A 21,137-nucleotide genomic window follows, 5' to 3' on the forward strand; every position below is an offset into this window, starting at 1 on the left:
CCTACGGGACCCATGGGGCCACGGGCCCGCTGACCGGCCGGGTCACTGCTGGTGGAGTCCGCGCCCCGCCAGGGTCAGGAACACCTCGCCGACCGCCTCGGACAGCGTGGGGTGCGGATGGATGTGCCGGGCCACGTCACCGGGCTCGGCGTCCCAGCCGACGATGAGCTGGCTCTCGGCGATCATCTCCGACACGTGCGGGCCCACCAGGTGCACGCCCAGCACCCGGCCGCCGCCCGCCTCGGTGACGACCTTCACCACACCGCCCTGCCCGTGCACCATCCCCTTGGCGACCGCCGTCAGCGGCATGGTGTTCACCTCGGGCTCGTGGCCCCGGGCGCGCGCCTCCTCCTCGCTCAGCCCCACCGCCGCCGTCTGCGGCGCCGAGTACGTCACGCGCGGGACCGCCGCGTAGTCCACGGGCGGCGAGGGGACGCCCGCCAGCGTCTCCGCCACCAGCAGGCCCTCCGCGAAGGAGGCGTGGGCCAGCCCCAGCGACGGCGGGGGCAGCAGGTCGCCCACCACGTGCACGCCGGGCACCGCGGTCTCCAGCCGGGCCCAGTCGGCCGGGGCCACGAAGCCCCGCTCGTCGGTGGCCAGCCCCGCCGCCTCCAGCCCCAGCCCGTCGGTGACCGGCACCCGGCCCACCGCCACCAGCAGCCGTTCCGCCTCGACGGTGACGGTCTCGCCCCGGGCGGTGCGCACCCGGGCGCGCACGCCGTCGGCGAGCACCTCGGCGTCCACCATCCGGGCCCCCGCGCGCACGTCGACACCGCGCTTCTTCAGGCCCCGCGTCAGATGCCGGCTCACGTCCGCGTCCTCCAGCGGCACGATCCGGTCGGCGGCCTCCAGCAGGGTGACCTCCGCGCCCATGGAACGGTGGAAGGAGGCGTACTCCACCCCGATGGCGCCCCCGCCCAGCACCAGGACCGACGCGGGCAGCCCCGGCGCGAACAGCGCGTCGTCGCTGGTGACCACGCGCCGCCCGTCCGGCTCCAGGCCCGGCAGGACGCGCGGGCGCGAACCGGTGGCCAGCACGATGCCCCGGCGCGCCACGAGGGAGACCGGACCACCGGTCCCGGGGGTGCCGTCGGCGCCCGCGACGCCCTCCACCGAGACCGAGCGCGTGCCCGTCAGCCGCGCGCTGCCCCGCACCACCCGCACCCCGGCGTGGGAGAGATGGGCCTCCACGCCCTTGTGGTTGCGGTCCACGATGCCGTCCCGGGTGGCGACCAGCGCCGCCCAGTCCACGCCCTCCAGGCCGGCCTTCACGCCCCAGCGCTCGCGGGCCTCCGCGATGCCGTCGACGAGCTCCGCCGCGTGCAGCATCGCCTTGCTGGGGATGCAGCCCCGGTGCAGACAGGTCCCGCCGACCTTGTCCCGCTCGACCAGGACCACGTCCAGACCCAGCGCGGCGGCCCGCAGCGCGGTGCTGTAGCCGCCGGTTCCGCCGCCGATGACGATCACGTCATGTGTGTTCATGGTCCCAGCCTCCGCCCCTTCCTTGTCATGAGTCCAAGACAATGTTCTTGTGGTCCCGATGAGGGATGTTCATGGCGCGCGCTCCCGGCCCGCCGCGACGGCCGCGTGAACGGGGAAGGCGGGGACCGGGGATGAGCCTGCGGCAGATGGAGTACTTCCTGACGGTCGTCGAGGAGGCGTCGTTCACCCGCGCCGCCGAGTCCCTGCACGTCACCCAGTCCGCGCTGTCCCACCAGGTCAAGGCGCTGGAACGCACGGTCGGCGGCGACCTGCTGGAGCGCCTGCCGCGGGGCGTGCGGCTGACGCCGATGGGCCGCGCCTTCCGCCCGCACGCCGAACTCGCCGTCCGCAGCGCCGCGCAGGCCCACCGCGCCGCCCGCGCGGCGGCCGGCGCCGAGGGCGGGGAACTGCACGTCGCGGCCGTGCACGCGGTGGCCGTCGGCATCCTGCCCGACGTGTTCGCCCGCTGGCACGCCGCGCACCCCGGGGTCGTGCTGCACCTCCACGAGTACGCCACGACCGAGGAGTTGGAGGAGCGGGTCGAGCGGGGCACCGCCGACCTCGCGATCGGTCCGGCGCCCCGGGACTGGCCCGGCACCGTCGTCCCCCTCGGTGACGAGGAGATGGTCCTGGTGGTCCCCTTCGACGACCGGTTCGCGGGCCGTACGACGGTGACGCTGCGCGAACTCGCGGACCGGCCCTGGGTGCGCTGCGCGATGGAGCCCGTCGTCGGGGGCGAGCGCTTCCTCGACCGGGCCTGCGGCCGGGCCGGGTTCCGGCCGCGCACGGCCGCGTTCACCGGGCACACCTCGACGGCGGTGCGGATGGCCGCCGCCGGGGTGGGGGTCTGCACGGCCCCCTCGTACCTGGTGCGGGGCGCGGTCGGGGAAGACTGCGTGGTGCTCGCGCCCGACCCGCCGTGGCGGCGACCCCTGGCCGCCTTCTCGCGCCTGGCGCCGACCGGTGCCGCGGAGGTCTTCACCCGCCTGCTGCGCACCGCCTGGCCCCCGGCCGCCGCGCCCGCGCCACCCGGGACCCGTGTTCCATGACCTCGGCCAACCTCCTTTTCCGTGGGGGCCGTTGACCTGATCGACGGGAACTCCCCTACCCGGCCGCCCGGCTCCGCTCCAGCAGGGCCACCGGAAGGTCCGTGAACAGCTCAGCCAGGGGTACGGAGCCGGTGAACTCCCGCCCGGGGGAGAGCACGTCGGCCCACCGGCCCGGCGGCAGCGGCAGTTCCGTGTCCCGCCAGCCGCCCGCCTCCGCCAGCCGCAGCGAGAGCCGGGTCACCGCCGTCACCACCTCCGACGACCGGCCGAACGCCAGGCAGTGCTCCGCCGCCGGGCCCCGTGCCGCCAGTGGCGCGTACCCGCCTCCGGGCCCGAAGGCACCGGGGCGCCGGACGCGCAGGGCCAGGGCGGCCCGCGTCACGGCCTCCTTGGCCCCGTCCCCGGCGACGGCCGGGGCACCGGGGGTCCCGGGGGCGGACGGTACGGGCGGGAACTGCGCCGGGCCGCGGTTGTCGGGGTCGACCAGCGCCCGGTACTCGCCCTCCGTGCCCTGGTACAGGTCCGGCACTCCCGGCATCGTCAGATGGACCAGCGCCGTGCCCAGCACATTGGCCCGGATGTGCGGCTCCAGCTCCTCCCGCAGCGCGGCCACCCGGGCCCCGGGCGCCCCGCACGGGCCCGCCGCCACGAAGCGGTCCACGGCCTCCTCGTACGACGGCCGACGCTCGGTCCACCCGGTGCGCAGCCCGGCCTCCCGGACGTGCTTTAGCAGCGCCCGGCGCACCCGCTCCCCGTCGGCCGGTCCGAGCCCGAACACCGTCTGCCAGGCCGCCCAGGCCACCTGCCGGTCCGGCGCTCCCGGCGCGCAGCCGTCCAGCTCCGCCACGAGGTCCGTCCACCGCCGGGGGCACTGGGTGAGCACCGACAGGGCGGCGCGCACATCGGCGCTGCGCTTGGTGTCGTGGGTGGAGACGACGGTGCCGGTCGCCGGCCGGTCCCGGGCCAGGCGCGCGGCGTGGGCGTGGAACTCCTCCGGGGACAGCGCGGGCGAGCCCGGCGCGCCGCCCACCTCGGTCGCGGAGAGCAGCGCCGCGTGCCGGTAGAACGCCCTGTCCTCCACCGACTTGGCGCGCAGCGCCGAAGCGGTCTGCGCGAACCGCGCCCGGAAGTCGGCGTGTTCCGGCCCGTCCCCGGCGGTGCCGACCACCAGGGAGCGGACGGCGTCCACCGCGTCGGCCTCCCCGGGCACGGCGAAGGCCTCCCTGGCCCCGGCCGCCGCCTTCTCGCTGACGACGTCCGCCGCGTCGCGCGGGGTGTAGGGCCGGTAGACCTCCAGCCGGACCAGCAGCTCCCGCAGCGCGGTCCGCAGCGCCCATGGCGCCCGGTCGCGCAGCGCCGGGTCCGGCGCCGCGACGCAGAGGCGGTGCGCCACCCGGGTCAGCCGGTCCAGCTCGGCCGCGAGTTCGTCCGCGAGCACCTCGTACGCCGCCGCGCGGGCCGTCGCCGCCCAGTCCCCGCCCCGGTCCGGGGCCGGAGCGGCGAAGCCCCGGTAGCCGGTGAGGAGGACGCGGTGGCCGTCGGGGTCGGTGAAGAGGCCGTCGACGTGCCGCAGGGTGTCGTAGCCGGTGGTACCCGCCACGGGCCAGGAGGAGGGCAGTTCCTCCCCGTCCGCGAGGATCTTCTCCACCACCGTCCACCGGCCGCCGCCCGCCTCGTGCAGCCGCCGCAGATAGGCGCCGGGGTCGGCCAGCCCGTCCGGGTGGTCGACGCGCAGTCCGCCGATCACGCCCTCGCGCAGCAGGCGCAGGACGGTGGCGTGGGTGGCCTCGAAGACCTCCGGATCCTCCACCCGCACCCCGATCAGCTCCGAGACGCTGAAGAAGCGCCGGTAGTTCAGCTCGGTGCGGGCCAGCCGCCACCACACGGGGCGGTACCACTGGGCGTCCAGGAGCTGCGGCAGCGGCAGCCCCTCGGTGCCCTCGCGGAGCGGCAGGGCGTGGTCGTGGTAGCGCAGGACACCGCCGTCGGCCCGGAGGTCGTCCAGCACCTCGCCGACGGGGGCGCCGAGCACCGGCAGCAGCACCTGCCCGCCGCCCGCCTCCCAGTCGATGTCGAACCACCGCGCGTACGGCGAGCCCGGACCGTCCCGCAGCACCTCCCACAGGGCGCGGTTGTACCGGGGGGCCATCGCCATGTGGTTGGGGACGATGTCCACCACCAGGCCCAGACCGTGCTCCCGCGCGGTGCGCGACAGGGCCCGCAGCCCCTCCTCGCCGCCGAGTTCGGCGCGGATCCGGGAGTGGTCCACCACGTCGTAGCCGTGCGGTGAGCCCGGGACGGCCTCCAGCACCGGGGACAGGTGCAGATGGGAGACGCCGAGCGCGGCCAGGTACGGCACGGCCGCCGCGGCGGCGGCGAAGGGGAACGCGGGCTGGAGCTGGAGCCGGTAGGTGGCCGAGGGGACGGCCGGGGGCGGCGGCGGGTCGGGACGCTCAGGGGTCATGGAACCTGCGTACCCTCCCGGTCGGCCCCGCCCGTGCCGCCGGTGCGCCGCACGGACGATCCACCCCCCGAACGGGTGAAACGGGCGCGTGCCGGGTGGCGGGCGCCTGCGCCGGTGGTCCCGCGCCGCGCGCACACCGGAGCGCCGCCGGAACCGCCCCGCGCGCCGGGGCGGGCCCGTGCCGTCCGCACGCCGGGGCGTCTCCGTGCGCCGGCTCGCCCGCCCGCCGTGTACGGCTCGCCCGCGCCGCCCGCCGCACACGGTTCGCCCGCGCCGCCCGCCCGGCGCGCCGGCCCACGTTCCCGCTCCCGGCCCGCGGCCCGCGGCCCATGCCCGAGGACTCCGTCCGAAGCCCAGTCCGAGGTCCAGTCCGGAGCCCCGTGCCCGGTCGCCCCGGACGCCTCCCTCACACCGGCCGCCGCAGCACCGCCACGCTCCGGTCGGCCAGCCGCAGCCCCGCCCCCTCCACCACCTCGGCGCCCCCGTCCCGGGGGAGGCCGCCGGGGAGGGCGGTGTCGACGACCACCCGCCAGCGCCGCCCGTGGCCCGTCGGCACCACGAAGTCCACCGGTTTCGGCGAGGCGTTGAACAGCAGCAGGAACGAGTCGTCGGTGACGCGCTCCCCGCGCGGGCCCGGTTCGGAGATCGCGTCGCCGTTGAGGAAGACCGTCAGCGCCGCGGCCCGCGCCGCGTGCCAGTCCCGGCGGGTCATCTCCGTGCCCCGGGGGGTGAACCAGGCGATGTCCGTGGGCCGGTCGCGGGCCGTCCGCGGCGGCCGCCCGCGGAAGAACCGCCGCCGCCGGAAGACCGGGTGGTCCGCGCGCAGCCGCACCATCGCCCGGGTGAACTCCAGCAGCCCCGTGCCGGGCTCCGCGCCCGTGCCGGGCTCGCCTCCGCCCGGCTCCGAGCCCGGGCCGCCCGCCCCTGACCCGCCCCCGCCGCCACCCCCGTCCCCGGGCCCGGCGTCCGGCCAGGCCACCCACGCCGTCTCGTTGTCCTGGCAGTACGCGTTGTTGTTGCCGTGCTGGGTGCGGGCGAACTCGTCGCCGTGGGCGAGCATCGGCACGCCCTGGGAGAGCAGCAGCGTGGCGACGAGATTCCGCATCTGCCGCTCCCGCAGCTCCCGCACGGCGGGGTCGTCGGTCTCGCCCTCGGCGCCGCAGTTCCAGGACCGGTTGTGGTTCTCGCCGTCCCGGTTGTCCTCGCCGTTCGCCCCGTTGCGCTTGTGGTGGTACGAGACGAGGTCGCGCAGGGTGAAGCCGTCGTGGCAGGTGACGAAGTTGACCGAGGCCAGCGGGCGCCGCCCGTCGCCCTGGTAGAGGTCGGAGGAGCCGGTCAGCCGGGAGGCGAACTCCGCGAGGGTGCGCGGCTCACCGCGCCACAGGTCCCGCACGGTGTCCCGGTACTTCCCGTTCCACTCGGTCCACAGCGGCGGGAAGTTGCCCACCTGGTAGCCGCCCTCGCCCAGGTCCCAGGGCTCCGCGATCAGCTTCGCCCGGGAGACCACCGGGTCCTGCTGCACCAGGTCGAAGAAGGCCGACAGCCGGTCCACATCGTGGAACTGCCGGGCCAGGGTCGCCGCCAGGTCGAAGCGGAAGCCGTCGACGTGCATCTCGGTCACCCAGTAGCGCAGCGAGTCCATGATCATCTGAAGGACGTGCGGGGACCGCATCAGCAGCGAGTTCCCGGTGCCGGTGGTGTCCGTGTAGTACCGGCGGTCGTCGGCCAGCCGGTAGTACGAGGCGTTGTCCAGGCCCTTGAACGACAGGGTCGGGCCCAGGTGGTTGCCCTCGGCCGTGTGGTTGTAGACCACGTCGAGGATCACCTCGATGCCCGCCGCGTGCAGCGCCTTCACCGCCGACTTGAACTCCAGCACCTGCTGGCCCCGGTCGCCCCAGGAGGCGTAGCCGTTGTGCGGGGCGAAGAAGCCGATGGTGTTGTAGCCCCAGTAGTTGCGCAGCCCCAGGTCGGCCAGCCGGTGGTCGTGGACGAACTGGTGCACCGGCATCAGCTCCAGCGCCGTCACCCCCAGATCGGTCAGGTGTCCGAGCACCGCCGGGTGCGCCAGCGCCGCGTAGGTGCCGCGCAGCTCCTCGGGAACCGCCGGGTGCCGCATCGTCAGGCCCTTCACATGGGCCTCGTAGATCACGGTGCGGTGGTACTCCGTTCGGGGGCTCCGGTCGTCGCCCCAGTCGAAGTACGGGTTGACGACGACCGAGGACATCGTGTGCGCCGCCGAGTCCAGGTCGTTGCGCCGTTCGGGTGCGCCGGTGCGGTGGCCGTAGACCTCCTCGCCCCACCGCACCGAGCCGCTGACCGCACGCGCGTACGGGTCCAGGAGCAGCTTCGCGGAGTTGCAGCGTGCCCCGCGCTCCGGGGCGTACGGGCCGTGCGCGCGGAAGCCGTAGCGCTGCCCCGGCATCACGCCCGGCACGTAGGCGTGCCGCACGAACGCGTCGTTCTCCCGCAGCTCCACGGCGGTCTCCGAGCCGTCGTCGTGCAGCAGGCACAGGTCCACTCGGTCGGCGGCCTCCGTGAAGACCGCGAAGTTGGTGCCGGCGCCGTCGTACGCGGCGCCCAGCGGATACGACTGTCCGGGCCACAGCAGCATGGGACCGACTCTCGCAGGTGGACGGCACCGGTGCGGACGACCCGGTTCCGTGCCCGCCCGGCCGGGGGGCCGCCCGGCGCCGCGGCGTCCCCTACCCGCCGCCGGCCGCCCCCGCCACCCGTGCGCCGGGCGGGGCGCCGGGGCGCGCGGACCGCGCGCGGCGGGCCGCCGCTATGAATCGGCTCACTCGGCACCTCCCCGATCCCGGGAACGACACAGTGGATCAAGGAGGTTGGCAAAACCTGGCGATCCATCGGGCTGCACCGCGCACCCCTCCCGGAGTACCCTTCCTTGATCGTTGGGACGGGGAAGCCCCGGGAGTGCTCGGGGAGCGGAAGGCGGTGCGCGGGTGGGCTCGGGAGGGCTGGAGCTGCCCCCTGGTGACGACGGACAGGAGGGGACCTCCCCGGACGTCCCGCCCGGTGCGGTGTCCCTGGCACGGCCGATGGACGTGGGCGCCATCGGGCCGGAGCTGGACTGGGACGCGCAGGACTGGCACGAGGTGCGCACCCGCGCCCAGCGGGCCGGCCGCGCCTACATCTGGCTGAACCTCGTCGAGCAGCGGCTGCGCGCGGTCGTCGCCGCCGTGCTGCGCCCCGTCTACGAGCCGGTCCACGGCGACGAGTGGGTGATCGCGGCGGCCGGTCCCGCCGGGCAGGAGTGGGTGCAGCGGGCGGTGGCCGTCCGCGAGGTCAGCCGGCGCAAGGGCTATCTGCTCGACCCGGCCGACGACAACGTGCTGAGCTTCCTCACCCTGCCGCAGCTCCGCGAGCTGATGGTCCAGCACTGGCCCTGCTTCGAGCCCTACCTGGACGAGCGCCGGGACGTCGAGCTGGCCCTCGACGAGCTGGAGGTGACCCGCAACGTGGTCTCCCGCAACCGGGCCCTGTCGGAGGTGGTGCTGAACCAGGCGGAGCGGGCCTCTGCGCGGCTGCTGGAGGTGCTCGGCGCGGGCGGCGACGTGCCGTCGGCCCGGCGGCTGCCGGTGGACGCGGTGGAGGACCTCGTCGGCGACCGGTACGCCGACGTGGTCGCCGTGCACTCCGACCGGGTCCGGCTGCTGCGCCAGTTCCCGGCCGAGGACCTGTTCGGCGGCGCCCGCCGGCTCGACGCCCTGGGCATCGGGCTCAACCTGCTGGTGCAGAACTTCTCCGGCCGCCGGCTGATCCGGCTGGCCGAGGCCGGGGGGCGGGTGCGGCTGCTGTTCCTCAACCCGGCCTCCAGCGCCATCAAGCGCCGGGAGCGGGAACTGGGTATCAAGCGGGGCGAGTTGAGCCGCGCGGTGGAGATGAACATCCTGCACATGCGCCGGGTGCGGGCCCGGCTGCGGGACCCGGGGGCGTTCGAGATCCAGGTCTTCGACGAGACGCCCCGCTTCACCGCCTACCTGGTCGACGGGGACGGTGCCGACGGCATGGCCGTGGTGCAGTCCTATCTGCGCCGGACGCGCGGCATGGAGGCCCCGGTGCTGGTGCTGCGCAACGGCCGGGACGGGACCAAGGTGGTCAAGTCCGGCCAGATGGAAGAAGTAGGTCTCTTTCCGACATACCGCGAGGAGTTCGAACTGATGTGGGCGGATTCGCGCCCGGTCTCCTGAGCGCGCCCGGGAGCGGGAGGCCCGCGCGGGTGAACGGACGGCGGCCCACCGGTTGTCAGTGGCGCGTGCGATGGTGGGGACCACTGGGGGAGAGCACCACCGAGGAGGGGGACGGCCCATGGGCTGGCACCGGCAGCTTCTGATCGGCTTCGACCTGGAGACGACGGGCACCGATCCGCGCGAGTCGCGCATCGTCACGGGCGCCGTGATCGAGGTGAGGGACGGCCGGCCGCTGGGCCGCCGGGAGTGGCTGGCCGACCCCGGGGTGGAGATCCCCGCCGAGGCCATCGCGGTGCACGGGATCAGCACCGAGCGGGCCGCCGCCGAGGGCAGCCCGGCCGACCGGGTCGCGGACGCCATCGCCGGGGTCCTCGTCTCCCACTGGACGGCGGGGGTCCCGGTCGTCGCGTACAACGCGGCCTTCGACCTGACCCTGCTCTCCGCCGAGCTGCGGCGCCACGGGCTGCCGTCGCTGCGCGAGCGGCTGGGCGGGCAGGAGCCGGCCCCCGTCATCGACCCGTACACCATCGACCGGGCCGTCGACCGCTACCGGCGGGGCAAGCGCACGCTTGAGGCCGTCTGCGCCGAGTACGGCGTCCCGCTCGACGGGGCGCACCAAGCGGGGGCCGACGCGCTGGCCGCGGCCCGGCTGGCCCGCGCGATAGCCGACCGCCACCCCAAGGTGGCGTCCCTCGGGCCGGCGGAGCTGCACCGCCGTCAGATCGAGTGGCATGCCGCGTGGGCGGCGGACTTCCAGGGCTTCCTGCGCCGCAAGGGCGACGCGACGGCCGTGATCGACGGCGCGTGGCCGCTCCGCGAGCCGGTCGGGGAGCACATCTGAGCGGTCGGCGCCCCGGTGCCGGCCCCGGCGGGGCGGGGGTCCGTCAGAAGGGGTACCAGCGGACCGCGGGGTCCTCGTCGCGCAGGGAGGCCACCCGGCGGCGGAACTCGGTGAGCGCCTTGGGGTTGCCGGGCGCGTGCTGCGCGACCCAGGCGCAGCTTGCGGTCTCCCGGGCGCCCCGCAGCACCGCGCAGCCGTCCCACTCGCGCACGTCCCAGCCGTAGGTCGCGGTGAAGGCGTCGTACGCCGTGGCGGGCAGCCCGTAGCGGTCGCGGCTGAGCGCCATGACGACGAGGTCGTGCTCGCGCAGGTCGCAGGAGAAGGTCTCCAGGTCGACCAGGACCGGGCCGTCCGGGCCGATGTGCACGTTGCGGGGCAGCGCGTCGCCGTGGATCGGGCCCGGCGCCAGGCGCGGGGTGAGCGCGGCGGCGGCCGCGGCGAAGCCGTCCCGGCGGGCGCGCAGATAGGCGGCGTCCTCCGGGTCGACGGTGTCGCCCGCCAGCCGCAGCCAGCGCTCCACCCCGTCCAGCAGCTCGCGCGGCGGCAGGGCGAAGCCGGGGGCGGGCAGGGCGTGCACCAGCCGCAGCAGTGCGGCCACGTCCCGGGGTTCGGTGGGGCGCACCGGGTCGGCCAGCCGGTGCCAGACGGTCACCGGGTGGCCGCCCACCAGCAGCGCCTCCGGCTCGGCCGCCCGCACCGCGGGCACCCCCTCCGCGGCCAGCCAGGCGGAGACGGCCAGTTCCCGGCGGGCGCGGGGCAGGAGTTCGGCGTCCCGGCCCACCTTGACCGCCAGGTCCCCGGCGGCGAACACGGCGTTCTCGCCCAGGGCCAGCAGCCGCGCCCCGCGCACCGCCGGCCCCGGCAGCACCCCCGCCGCGTCCAGTACCTCCCGCGCCCGTGCCTCGTCCATCTCCCGCCTCCGTGTCCGTGTGTCCGTGTCCGGCCCCATGGGTCCCCGGGGCCGGGGCCGCGGCCCCGCTGTCCGTGGTCCGTGGGTCCTCCGGGTCCCCGTGGTCCGCGGGCCAGTGTCGCATTGGCACAGGTGGGGGCGTGTGCGCGGTGGCCGGGGCGGGACCCCTCGGGACGGCGGGAAAATGAATTGGACGAGACGTATCGTCTCGAATACCGTGGACGCATGACCGCTCCCGCTCACATCGCCATGTTCTCCATCGCCGCCCACGGCCACGTGAACCCCAGCCTGGAGGTGATCCGCGAGCTGGTCGCGCGGGGGCACCGGGTGACCTACGCGATCCCGCCGCACTTCGCGGAGAAGGTGGCCGGGACCGGCGCCGAGCCCCGGCTGTGGAACAGCTCGCTGCCCGGCCCCGACGCCGACCCGGAGGCGTGGGGGACCACCCTGCTGGACAACGTCGAGCCGTTCCTGGCGGACGCGATCCAGGCGCTCCCGCAGCTCGTCGAGGCCTACCGGGGCGACGAGCCGGACCTCGTGCTGCACGACATCACCTCCTATCCCGCCCGGGTCCTGGCCCACCGCTGGGGCGTGCCCGCCGTCTCGCTCTCCCCGAACCTCGTCGCCTGGGAGGGCTACGAGAAGGAGGTCGGTGAGCCGATGTGGGAGGAGCCGCTGCGCACCGAGCGCGGCCGGGCCTACTACGCCCGCTTCCACGCCTGGCTGGAGGAGAACGGCATCACGACCCACCCGGACCCCTTCGTGGGCCGGCCCCGCCGCTCCCTGGTGCTGATCCCCGAGGCGCTCCAGCCGCACGCCGACCGGGTGGACGGGACCACGTACACCTTCGTCGGCGCCTGCCAGGGCGACCGCGCCACCGAGGGCGACTGGCGGCGTCCCGAGGGCGCGGAGAGGGTGGTCCTGGTGTCGCTGGGCTCCTCCTTCACCAAGCAGCCCGCCTTCTACCGCGCCTGTGTGCGGGCCTTCGCGGACCTGCCCGGCTGGCACGTGGTGCTCCAGGTCGGCCGGCACGTGACCGCCGACGACCTGGGCGAGGTCCCGGCCAACGTCGAAGTGCGCTCCTGGGTGCCGCAGTTGGCGATCCTCAGGCAGGCCGACCTGTTCGTCACCCACGCGGGCGCGGGCGGCAGCCAGGAGGGGCTGTCGACCGCCACCCCGATGATCGCCGTCCCCCAGGCGGTGGACCAGTTCGGCAACGCCGACATGCTCCAGGGGCTCGGCGTCGCCCGGCACCTGCCCGCCGGGGAGGCCACCGCCGAGGCGCTGCGCGCCGCCGCCCTCGCCCTGGTGGACGACCCCGAGGTGGCCCGGCGGCTCGCGGAGGTCCGCGACGGGATGGCCGGGGAGGGCGGCACCCCGATGGCGGCCGACCTCATCGAGGCCGAACTCGACGCGGCGCGGACGTGAGCGAGGGCCCGTCGGTTCCCCCGTAACCGACGGGCCCTCGCCCGGTCCTGGACCACCGGGGCCCGTGTCTCCCGGCCTTGCGGCCTTGCGGCCCTCCTGGCCTCCCGGTCTCCCGGTCTCCCGGCCTCCTCGGGTTCGGTCGTCAGGTCTCCCGGTCCTCGGCTTCCCCGGCTTCCTCGGTCTCCGGGTCTCTCGGATCTCCTTGGCTCACCGGCCGTCCGGTCTCCCGGGCGCCCGAGCCTCCGGTCAGGGATCCCTGTCTTCCGGTCTCCCGGCCGTCCGGTCTCCCGGCCGTCCGGTCCGGGCACTCGGGCGGCCGGTGTCCCGCCCCCAGGGGTTCCGGGGCGCGGTCCCCCCACCGCGCCCCGCCGATGAGCCGGCCGTCAACCCGGAGCACCGTCCCCAAGAGGCACCGGAGGGCTCAACCCCCGCTCACGACACCGGGGTTCACACCCCGATCCGCTCGCCCTCCCCGTCGCGCACCGCCGGACGCGCGGGCTCCGTCACCGGCTCGGGGGACTCGTCGTGCGTCAGGTCCGGCAGCCGGTGCATCCACCGGGGGAGGTACCAGTTGCGCTCGCCCAGCAGCGCCATCACGGACGGCAGCAGCACGCCCCGGATGATCGTCGCGTCGATCAGGACCGCCGCCGCGAGGCCCACGCCCATCTGCTTCATCGACTGCATCGACAGCGTCCCGAAGATCGCGAACACGGCGACCATGATGACCGCGGCGCTGGTGACGACACCGGCCGTGGTGACCACGCCGTGCTGGATGGCGTCCCGCGTCGACCGGCCGCGCATCCGCGCCTCCCGGATCCGGGAGACCACGAAGACGTGGTAGTCCATGGACAGGCCGAACAGGATCACGAACAGGAACAGCGGCAGCCAGGTGATGATCGCCCCGACCCCCTCCGCGCCCACCAGCGAGGCGCCCCAGCCGTGCTGGAAGATCGCGACGAGGATGCCGTACGCGGCGCCCACCGACAGCAGGTTCAGCAGGATGGAGGTCAGCGCCACCGTCAGCGAGCGGAAGGACAGCAGCATCAGCACGAAGGCGAAGACCACCACGAAGGCGAAGACCGGCACGACCGACCCGACCATCCGGTCGTTGAAGTCCTTGTTCCCGGCCACCTGACCGGTGATCGGCGCCTGGAGCCCCTCGACCGTGCCCAGCGTCCGGGGCCGCACCTCGTCGCGCAGCTTCGTCAGGCTCTCGCCCGCCCTGTCCTGGTCGGAGCCGCCCACCAGCGGGACGGAGACCACCGCGACGTTCTGCGCGTCGTGCAGCGTGATCTCGACCGGGCCGCGCGAGGCGCCCGAGGAGACCGCCTGCTCACGGAAGCCGGCCAGCGCCGCCTTCACCTCGGGGGAGTTGATGTCGTCGGCCCTGACGACCACCCGCGCCGGGTCGGAGCCGCCCGGGAACGCCTCGTTGAGCCGGTTGTAGGTCTGCACGATGGGCAGCGAGTCGCCGAACTCCTGGTCCAGCGTGAGGTTCTCGGTCTTCATGCCGACCGCGGGCGCCGCCACGGCCAGCAGGGCACCGGTCGCCGCCACGGCGGAGAGCACCGGCCGCGCCAGCACCCGCTTGAGCACGGCCGTCCAGAACCGGCTGCCCTGCGGGCCGCCGGTGGGACGCCGCCGGTTCAGGAAGGGCACCCTGCCCTTCTCCACCCGCTCGCCCAGCAGGGACAGCAGCGCCGGGAGCACCGTCACCGAACCGACCATCGCCACCGCGACGACCATCAGCGAGGCCAGGCCCATCGCCTTGAACTCCGCGATACCCGTGAACAGCATCCCGGCCATCGCCACGCACACCGTCACGCCGGAGACCACCACGGCCCGGCCGCTGGTCGCGGCGGCGATCCGCAGCGCCGTCTCCGGGTCCCGCCCCGCGGCCCGCTCCTCGCGCTCACGGCGCAGGTAGAACAGGCAGTAGTCGACGCCGACGGCCAGACCGACCAGCAGCATCACGGAGTTGGCGGTGTCGCTCATCGGCTGGAGATGGCTGACTAGCCCCATCAGGCCCATCGTCGCCATGATCGCGGTGATCGCCAGGGCCACCGGCAGCAGCGCCGCCACCAGCGCGCCGAACGCGATCAGCAGGATGCCCAGCGCCACCGGCACGGCGGAGTACTCGGCCTTCTTGAAGTCGTCACCGAAGGCGTCGGAGAAGGTCTTGGTCATGCTGGCCTCGCCGATCTCGCCGATGCGCAGCTTCCCGTGCTCGTCCTGGACCCCGGCGACCGCCTTCAGCACCGGCTCGACCCGGTCGCCCGCGGTGTCCGCCGCGCCCCGCATGTCGAACTGGACCAGGGCGCTGTGCCCGTCCTCGGAGATGGTGCCGGTGTCGTACGGCGAGGTGATCCCGGTGGCCCGGCCGGTCTCCCGCACCGCCGCGACCACCGCGTCGACGGCCGCCCGGAACTCGGGGTCCTGTGCCGTCAGCTTCCCGTCCCGCGCCTGGACGAGGACGGTCTCGCCGGCCGGCTCCCGGATGCCCGCGTCCTCGATGATCCGGGCGGCGGTGCGGGTCTCGCCCCCCATCTGCTCGCTCTCCTTGACGTCGACCCGGCCCGCGGCCGAACCGAGTCCCATCGCCAGAGCGACGAACAGCACCCAGATGCCGACGGCAGCCCATCGGTGCCGGGCACTCCAGCCGCCGGCCCGGGCGGCCAGCCCCCGCACCCGTGTATCTCCGTTCCCCATGACGGGCATGCCCCCTCGTGCGCGGTGGCGACCCCCTGCCGCCACCTTCCGCAATGACGCTACGGGCCCGGCAGGGCCGTCCCCTCGTACTGACCGGTGAACTGCGGGCGCCCCGGCTCCTCCCGCCGGAGCGGCGGTGTCACCGCTGAGGAGGACACCGGCCCCCTACACCTATCGGGGCTCCTCGGGGGTGGGTCTCAGGGTCGGGGAGCGCTTGCCAAGGGGTTCTACAGGGTTGTTGTATAAGTCGCAGAGGCGCGTGGCGGTTGAACGCCGGGCGGGCTTCCGCCAGAGTGGCGCGCGCGGCCGTCGTGCCCACCCCCACGGGGCGCGGCGGCCGGCCTCGGGGTCATGGCCGGTGCCGTCCGGACGACGCGTCGAACGCCCCGAATCGAGGGGCGGACCCCGTCGTGGGCCTAGGGTTGCCGCATGACGACGATGTACGCGGCGCTCCTGCGCGGGATCAACGTGGGCGGTGCGAAGAAGGTCCCGATGGCGGAGCTGCGCGCACTGGTCGAGGGCCTCGGCCACGGCGCGGTGCGCACCCATCTGCAGAGCGGGCAGGCGGTGTTCGCCGCGGAGCGGGGCGACGAGGCGTCCCTGGCCGCCGAGTTGGCCGGGGCCGTGGCGGAGCGCTTCGGGTTCGCGGTGGACGTGATCGTGCGCGACCACGCCTATCTCCGGGGCGTCGTGGACGCCTGCCCCTTCCCGGCCGCGGATCTGGAGCCGAGGCAGTTGCACGTGACGTACTTCTCGGAGCCCGTCGACGAGGAGCGCTTCGCGGGCGTCGACCGCGCCGCCCACGCCCCCGAGGAGTTCCGGCTGGGCGACCGCGCCCTGTACCTCTACGCCCCGGACGGCCTGGGCCGCTCCAAACTGGCGGAGGTGCTGTCGCGGCCCCGGATCACCAAGGGGCTGGTCGCCACCAGCCGCAACTGGAACACCGTGGTCAAACTGGCCGAGCTGACCCGAACCTGACCGGCCGCCGCGCCGCGCGGGCCGTCGGGTGGAGGACCCGGGATGCTGCCCCTGGCTGCGGGGCTGCGGGGCTGCGGGGCTGCGGGGCTGCGGGGGCTGTGAGGGCCGCACGGCTCAGCAGGACCGGCCCTTGACTCCCGCTGGCAGTGGCAGTGGCAGTGGCAGTGGCTCCGCGGCTATGCGACTATCCGGCTCGCGGGCTTCCGAGCCTCCGGATCCTGGACCTGCGGCCCGCGGTCCCGCCGACGCGTCCGGCCGACACCCGCGGTCATGGGACCCCCGGCCGGACGGCCTCAGGCGCCGACCGCCACCGGTACCGCCGTCCGTGCCCCGTCGTACCGTTCCAGCAGCAGCCGCGCCACCTCCGGCGCGGGGCCGAGCACCCCGGCGAGGACGTCCGCGTCGGCCGCGCCGCGCGCGATGCGGTCCGGCAGGAAGCCGGGCGCCAGCACATAGGGCGCGACCGCGACACGGGCGCAACCCAGCTCCCGCAGCTCCCGCACCGCGTCCTCGGTGCGGGGCAGGGAAGCGGAGGCGAACGCAGGCCGCACGGCGCACCAACCGGTGAGCCGCCACTCCCGCGCGATTTCAGCGATCACTGCGATCGCCTCCGGGTCGGAGGACCCCGCCGAGGCCAGCACGACCCCGGTCGAGGACTTGTCGGCGGGCGTCAACCCCGCCTCGTACAGGCGCCGTTCCAGCGTCGACAGCAGCAGCGGGGAGGGGCCGAGCACCTCCGCCTGCCGGACCCGCAGCCGCGCAGGTGCCTCGGCGAGGACGGCCGGGATGTCGGCCTTGGCGTGGAAGGCGCGGGTCAGCAGCAGCGGCAGCGCCACCACGTCCCGTACGCCCTCCGCCGCCAGGGACTCCAGGACGCCCCGCACCGAGGGCACGCTGAACTCCAGGAACCCCGTCTCGACCCGCAGGTCCGGGCGCTCGGCCCGGACCCGGCGGACCAGGGCGTGCACGGTCGCGGCGTGCCGCGGGTCGCGGCTGCCGTGGGCGATGACCAGGAGCACGGGGGAGTGCGGGCGGTGCACGGTGTCTCAGCCCCTCACCAGCAGGCCGCGGCTGCGCAGGACCCACCGCTCCAGCGGGCTGAAGATCAGCAGGTCGATCGCGATGCCGACGATCAGGATGAGCAGGATCGCCTCGAACACCATGGCCATGTCGCTGGCGTTGCGGCCGTTCTCCAGGAGCTGGCCGAGGCCCACTCCGAGGTCGGGGAAGGACGCGATGATCTCGGCGGCCATCAGGGACCGCCAGGAGAACGCCCAGCCCTGCTTCAGTCCGGCCACGTAGCCCGGCAGCGCGGCCGGCAGCACGATGTGCCAGGTGCCCTTGACGCCCGTCGCGCCGAGCGTCCGGCCGGCCCGCAGGAACAGCGGCGGCACCTGGTCGACACCGGACACCAGTCCGTTGGCGATGGAGGGGACCGCGCCGAGCAGGATGACGGCGTACATCATCGAGTTGTTCAGGCCCAGCCAGATCACGGCCGGGGGCACCCAGGCCACCGACGGCAGCGACTGGAGCCCGGACAGGATCGGGCCGATGGCGGCGCGCACGAACCTCACCCGCGCCACCAGGAGCCCCAGCGGGGTCCCGATCAGCAGCGCGAGGCAGAAGCCGAGCAGGCCGCGCGAGACACTCGTCCAGATGTAGCCGAGCAACTCGCCCCGCAGCCACGCCTGTTCGACGACGTGCCAGACGTCGGCCGGGGCGGGGAGCTTGGTCGGGTCGTCGACGATCCCGAAGGAGACGAGCCCCTGCCAGATCGCGATGACGAGCAGCACGGCGACGGTCGGCGGCAGGATCTTCTCGACGAAGGTCTGCCGGAACGGCGTGCGTCCCTGCTGCACCGTCTCCAGCGCGTCCAGGCCGGCCTCCAGCCCGGCGAGGTCGCCGCCGTCCCGGGCCTCCGGGCTCTTCGCGGGCGTCGGCGTGTCAGTGCTGGCCATGGCGGCGGATCTCCCCACGCAGTTCTTCGGTGATCGCGACGGACAGTTCGGCCACGTCCTTGTCCTCGATGCGACGGGGGTGCGGGATGCCCACGGTCCACTCCCGGGCGATCCGCCCGGGGCGGGAGGAGAGCAGCACCACACGCTCCGCGAGCCGCACCGCCTCGCGGACGTTGTGCGTGACGAACAGGACCGACAGCCGCGTCTCGCGCCAGATGCGGGTCAGTTCGTCGTGCAGCACGTCCCGGGTGATGGCGTCCAGCGCCGCGAACGGCTCGTCCATCAGCAGGATGCGGCTCTCCTGGGCCAGCGCGCGCGCCATCGCGACCCGCTGGCGCATGCCGCCGGACAGTTCGTGCACCCGCTTGCCGTACGCGCCCTTCAGCCGGACCAGTTCGAGGAGTTCCTCGGCCTTGTCGCGGCGCTCGGTCTTGGCCACGCCCCGCAGCCGCAGGGCGAGTTCGATGTTCTTGCCCGCGGTGAGCCACGGGAACAGAGCGTGCTCCTGGAACATCAGGGCGGGCCGCCCGTCGGTGGTGATGGTGCCGGAGCTGGGCCGGTCCAGCCCGGCCACCAGGTTGAGCAGGGTGGACTTGCCGCACCCGGAGGCCCCCAGGAGGGTGACGAACTCGCCGGGCGCGACATCGAGGCTGATGTCGTCGAGCACCAACTGCTGTCCGGAAGGGCCCGCGAACGACTTCGAGACGTGCTCGATCCGGGCGGCGCGGGGGGCCGTCGCGGTGCCGTCGGCGGCCTTGGCGAGGGTCGTGGCCATGGTCGTCACCTCCTGAGGGTGGTCGGGTTGCGGGCTACTTGACGCCGAGACCGGCGTCGTCGACCGCGGGCTCGCCCTTGGCCTTGAGGACCTTGTTGAGCAGCGTCAGGTCGTAGATGCCGTTCAGGTCGGGCTTCTCCAGCAGGCCGGCCTTGACGGCGTGCTCCGCCTGGGCGCCGAGTGTGGCGGCCAGCGGGTCGTCGATCAGGGTGATCGACTTCCACGCCGGGTCCAGGACCCCGGCGGGCAGCGCCTTGCCGGTGTCGGCCTCCAACTGCTTGTTGGCCGCTGCCTTGGCCTCCTCCGGGTTGGCGCCGATCCACTCGTTGGTGTCGACGGACGCCTTCAGCACGGCCTCGACGGCCTTCGGGTGCTCCTTGAGGAACTTCTGCGACACGATGATGTTCGTGATCACGAACTTCTTGTCCGGCCACAGCGTCGACTCGTCCAGCAGCACCTTGCCGCCCTCGGCGACGAGCTTGGACGCGGTCGGCTCGGGCACCCACGCGCCGTCCAGGGAACCGGACTTGTAGGCGTCGGGGGTGACCTTGTTGTCACTGCGGACGACGGTCACGTCGCCCCGGCCGCTCTGCGCGTCGACCTTCCAGCCCTGCTCCGCTATCCAGTTGAGGAACGCCACGTCCTGGGTGTTGCCGAGCTGCGGGGTCGCGATCCGCTTGCCCTTGACGTCGTCGAGGGTCTTGATCTTCTCGGGGTTGACCACCAGCTTCACCCCGCCGGAGGCGGAGCCGCCGATGATGCGCAGGTTCTTGCCCTTGGACTTGGCGAAGCCGTTGATGGCCGGGGAGGGGCCGATCCAGCCGATGTCGATGGAGCCCGAGTTCAGGGCCTCGATCTCGGACGGACCGGCGTTGAAGACCGCGTACTTGGCCCGGGTGGCGCCCAGCTCCTTCTGGAAGAAGCCCTTCTGATGGGCCACCAGCGCCGTGGCGTGGGTGACGTTGCCGAAGTAGCCGATGCGGAGGGAGTCGAGTCCGTCGATCTTCTCGGCGCCGGCGGCGACCTCGGCGGTGTCGTCCCCCTCGGCCTCGGAACCGTAGCCGCAGGCGGCGAGGGCGAGGAGGGGCAGGGCGGCGGCGGCCGCCAGGGTACGGCGCAGGGCGGTGGTGGCAGGCACGGGAGGCGTTCCTCTCGTTGGCCCGGCGGTCACGCCTGTCGGTTGGTCCGAATGGTCAGGTCGTGGCCGGGAGGTCGGCTGTCTCTTCGGCGGTGCGGGTGGGGGGAGTGGGCGCGCGAGCGGTGCGCGTACGTCAGCGCGCACATCGCGCCACTCCGCCCTGCCCGCTGCCGAGCGCGCCGCTGCCGACGCGGCCGCCCTCCTTGGCGAACGTGGAGTAGAAGTCGGGGGAGGACATGCTCAGAAGTCCCACCCGTCGTCGTCGGCCGGGTCCTTGACGGGCTCGGGGGCGGCGAAGGACTCGCCGACCATGCCGGCGGTCAGGGTGGTGCCGTCGCTGGGGTCGATCAGGATGAACGACCCGGTGCGCCGCGAGTCGGCGTAGGAGTCGACCGGCAGCGGCTCGGCGGTGCGCAGCTTGACGCGGCCGATGTCGTTGGCGGAGAGCTGCCCGGGGTGCGGGCGCAGCGCCAGGGTGTCCAGCATCAGCCGGGCGGGGATGTCCTTGACGATCGCCTTGACGGTGCGGGTGCCGTGCTTGATGAGGACCCGGTGGCCGACGGTGAGGGGCTCGTCCGCGACGTGGCAGACGGTGGCCTCGACGTCCTGCGTGGTCGGCGGGGCGTCCTGGCTGGGCACGATCAGGTCGCCGCGGGAGACGTCGATGTCGTCGGCGAGCAGCAGCGTCACGGACTGCGGCGTCCAGGCCGCGTCCACGGGTTCGCCGAGCAGGTCGATGCCGGCCAGCCGCGAGGTGCTGCCGGAGGGCAGCACGGTGACCTCGTCGCCGACGCGGAAGGTCCCGGCGGCGATCTGGCCCGCGTAGCCCCGGTAGTCGGGGTGGTCGGCGGTCTGCGGCCGGATCACGTACTGCACGGGCAGCCGGGCGTGGCAGTGCGCCAGGTCGTGGCTGACCGGGACGGTCTCCAGGTGCTCCAGGACGGTGGGGCCGCCGTACCAGTCCATGGTCGACGAGGGCTCCACCACGTTGTCCCCGGCCAGCGCCGAGATGGGGATGGTGGTGACCTCGGGGATGCCCAGCTCCTGCGCGTACGCCGTGAACTCCTCGGCGATGGCCGCGAACACCGGCTCCCGGTATCCCACGAGGTCCATCTTGTTGACGGCGAGGACGACGTGGGGGACGCGGAGGAGGGCGGCGATGGCGGCGTGGCGGCGGGTCTGTTCGACGACGCCGTT

15 protein-coding genes are annotated in these 21,137 nt (G+C 74.4%); 5 read left to right on the forward strand and 10 right to left on the reverse strand.

Features of this window, described 5'->3' with window-relative positions:
* Positions 1 to 42: 42 nt before the first annotated feature.
* Positions 43 to 1,482 (reverse strand): dihydrolipoyl dehydrogenase, encoded by a 1,440-nt coding sequence (gene lpdA / locus ACZ7LB_RS24005; RefSeq protein ID WP_471471006.1) that lies wholly within the window; start codon positions 1,480 to 1,482, stop codon positions 43 to 45.
* 131 nt (positions 1,483 to 1,613) lie between these two features.
* Between lpdA and ACZ7LB_RS24010 the strand changes: the two genes are divergently transcribed.
* Positions 1,614 to 2,531 carry a LysR family transcriptional regulator gene (locus ACZ7LB_RS24010; protein ID WP_471471009.1) on the forward strand — a complete coding sequence of 306 codons (918 nt, stop codon included), beginning with the start codon at positions 1,614 to 1,616 and terminating at the stop codon, positions 2,529 to 2,531.
* A 55-nt stretch (positions 2,532 to 2,586) separates the two neighbouring features.
* Here the strand turns inward: ACZ7LB_RS24010 and treY are convergent, their stop codons facing one another.
* Together treY and glgX are read right to left on the reverse strand one after the other, a co-directional pair.
* Positions 2,587 to 4,995, reverse strand: coding sequence for a malto-oligosyltrehalose synthase (treY, locus tag ACZ7LB_RS24015; protein ID WP_471471011.1), 2,409 nt, complete (start codon positions 4,993 to 4,995; stop codon positions 2,587 to 2,589).
* Positions 4,996 to 5,401: 406 nt separating this feature from the next.
* Entirely contained in the window at positions 5,402 to 7,606 is a 2,205-nt protein-coding gene (gene glgX, locus ACZ7LB_RS24020; protein WP_471471012.1) for a glycogen debranching protein GlgX, read from the reverse strand.
* A 349-nt stretch (positions 7,607 to 7,955) separates the two neighbouring features.
* Between glgX and ACZ7LB_RS24025 the strand changes: the two genes are divergently transcribed.
* A complete protein-coding gene (locus ACZ7LB_RS24025; protein WP_471471014.1) occupies positions 7,956 to 9,203 on the forward strand; it encodes an SAV2148 family HEPN domain-containing protein in 1,248 nt (415 codons plus the stop codon).
* Between the two features lie 118 nt (positions 9,204 to 9,321).
* Positions 9,322 to 10,044 carry an exonuclease domain-containing protein gene (locus ACZ7LB_RS24030; RefSeq protein WP_471471016.1) on the forward strand — a complete coding sequence of 241 codons (723 nt, stop codon included), beginning with the start codon at positions 9,322 to 9,324 and terminating at the stop codon, positions 10,042 to 10,044.
* 43 nt (positions 10,045 to 10,087) lie between these two features.
* Here ACZ7LB_RS24030 and ACZ7LB_RS24035 read toward each other — a convergent pair whose 3' ends face one another.
* Entirely contained in the window at positions 10,088 to 10,954 is an 867-nt protein-coding gene (locus tag ACZ7LB_RS24035; RefSeq protein WP_471471018.1) for a phosphotransferase enzyme family protein, read from the reverse strand.
* A 225-nt stretch (positions 10,955 to 11,179) separates the two neighbouring features.
* On the opposite strand from ACZ7LB_RS24035, the gene mgt reads away from it, so the two are divergent.
* Positions 11,180 to 12,382, forward strand: coding sequence for a macrolide-inactivating glycosyltransferase (gene mgt / locus ACZ7LB_RS24040; protein ID WP_471471020.1), 1,203 nt, complete (start codon positions 11,180 to 11,182; stop codon positions 12,380 to 12,382).
* 447 nt (positions 12,383 to 12,829) lie between these two features.
* On the opposite strand, the gene ACZ7LB_RS24045 is transcribed toward mgt, so the two are convergent.
* Complete coding sequence (locus ACZ7LB_RS24045) at positions 12,830 to 15,091, reverse strand: MMPL family transporter (protein WP_471471021.1); 2,262 nt, start codon at positions 15,089 to 15,091, stop codon at positions 12,830 to 12,832.
* Positions 15,092 to 15,520: 429 nt separating this feature from the next.
* On the opposite strand from ACZ7LB_RS24045, the gene ACZ7LB_RS24050 reads away from it, so the two are divergent.
* On the forward strand, positions 15,521 to 16,069 hold the full coding sequence (locus ACZ7LB_RS24050) for a DUF1697 domain-containing protein (protein WP_471471023.1): 549 nt from the start codon (positions 15,521 to 15,523) through the stop codon (positions 16,067 to 16,069).
* 293 nt (positions 16,070 to 16,362) lie between these two features.
* Here ACZ7LB_RS24050 and ACZ7LB_RS24055 read toward each other — a convergent pair whose 3' ends face one another.
* From ACZ7LB_RS24055 to ACZ7LB_RS24075, 5 genes are all read right to left on the reverse strand, one after another.
* Positions 16,363 to 17,109: a sirohydrochlorin chelatase gene (locus ACZ7LB_RS24055; RefSeq protein ID WP_471471025.1), complete on the reverse strand. Its 747-nt coding sequence runs from the start codon at positions 17,107 to 17,109 to the stop codon at positions 16,363 to 16,365.
* A 6-nt stretch (positions 17,110 to 17,115) separates the two neighbouring features.
* Positions 17,116 to 18,027 carry an ABC transporter permease gene (locus ACZ7LB_RS24060; RefSeq protein ID WP_471471027.1) on the reverse strand — a complete coding sequence of 304 codons (912 nt, stop codon included), beginning with the start codon at positions 18,025 to 18,027 and terminating at the stop codon, positions 17,116 to 17,118.
* Positions 18,014 to 18,802: an ABC transporter ATP-binding protein gene (locus tag ACZ7LB_RS24065; protein ID WP_471471029.1), complete on the reverse strand. Its 789-nt coding sequence runs from the start codon at positions 18,800 to 18,802 to the stop codon at positions 18,014 to 18,016. Before ACZ7LB_RS24065 ends, ACZ7LB_RS24060 begins: the two co-directional genes overlap by 14 nt.
* Positions 18,803 to 18,836: 34 nt before the next feature.
* A complete protein-coding gene (locus tag ACZ7LB_RS24070) occupies positions 18,837 to 19,940 on the reverse strand; it encodes an aliphatic sulfonate ABC transporter substrate-binding protein (protein WP_471471030.1) in 1,104 nt (367 codons plus the stop codon).
* Positions 19,941 to 20,180: 240 nt separating this feature from the next.
* On the reverse strand, positions 20,181 to 21,137 hold a 957-nt coding region (locus tag ACZ7LB_RS24075), incomplete at its 5' end, for a sulfate adenylyltransferase subunit 1 (RefSeq protein WP_471471032.1).

Source organism: Streptomyces sp. NPDC107521 (assembly GCF_055598485.1).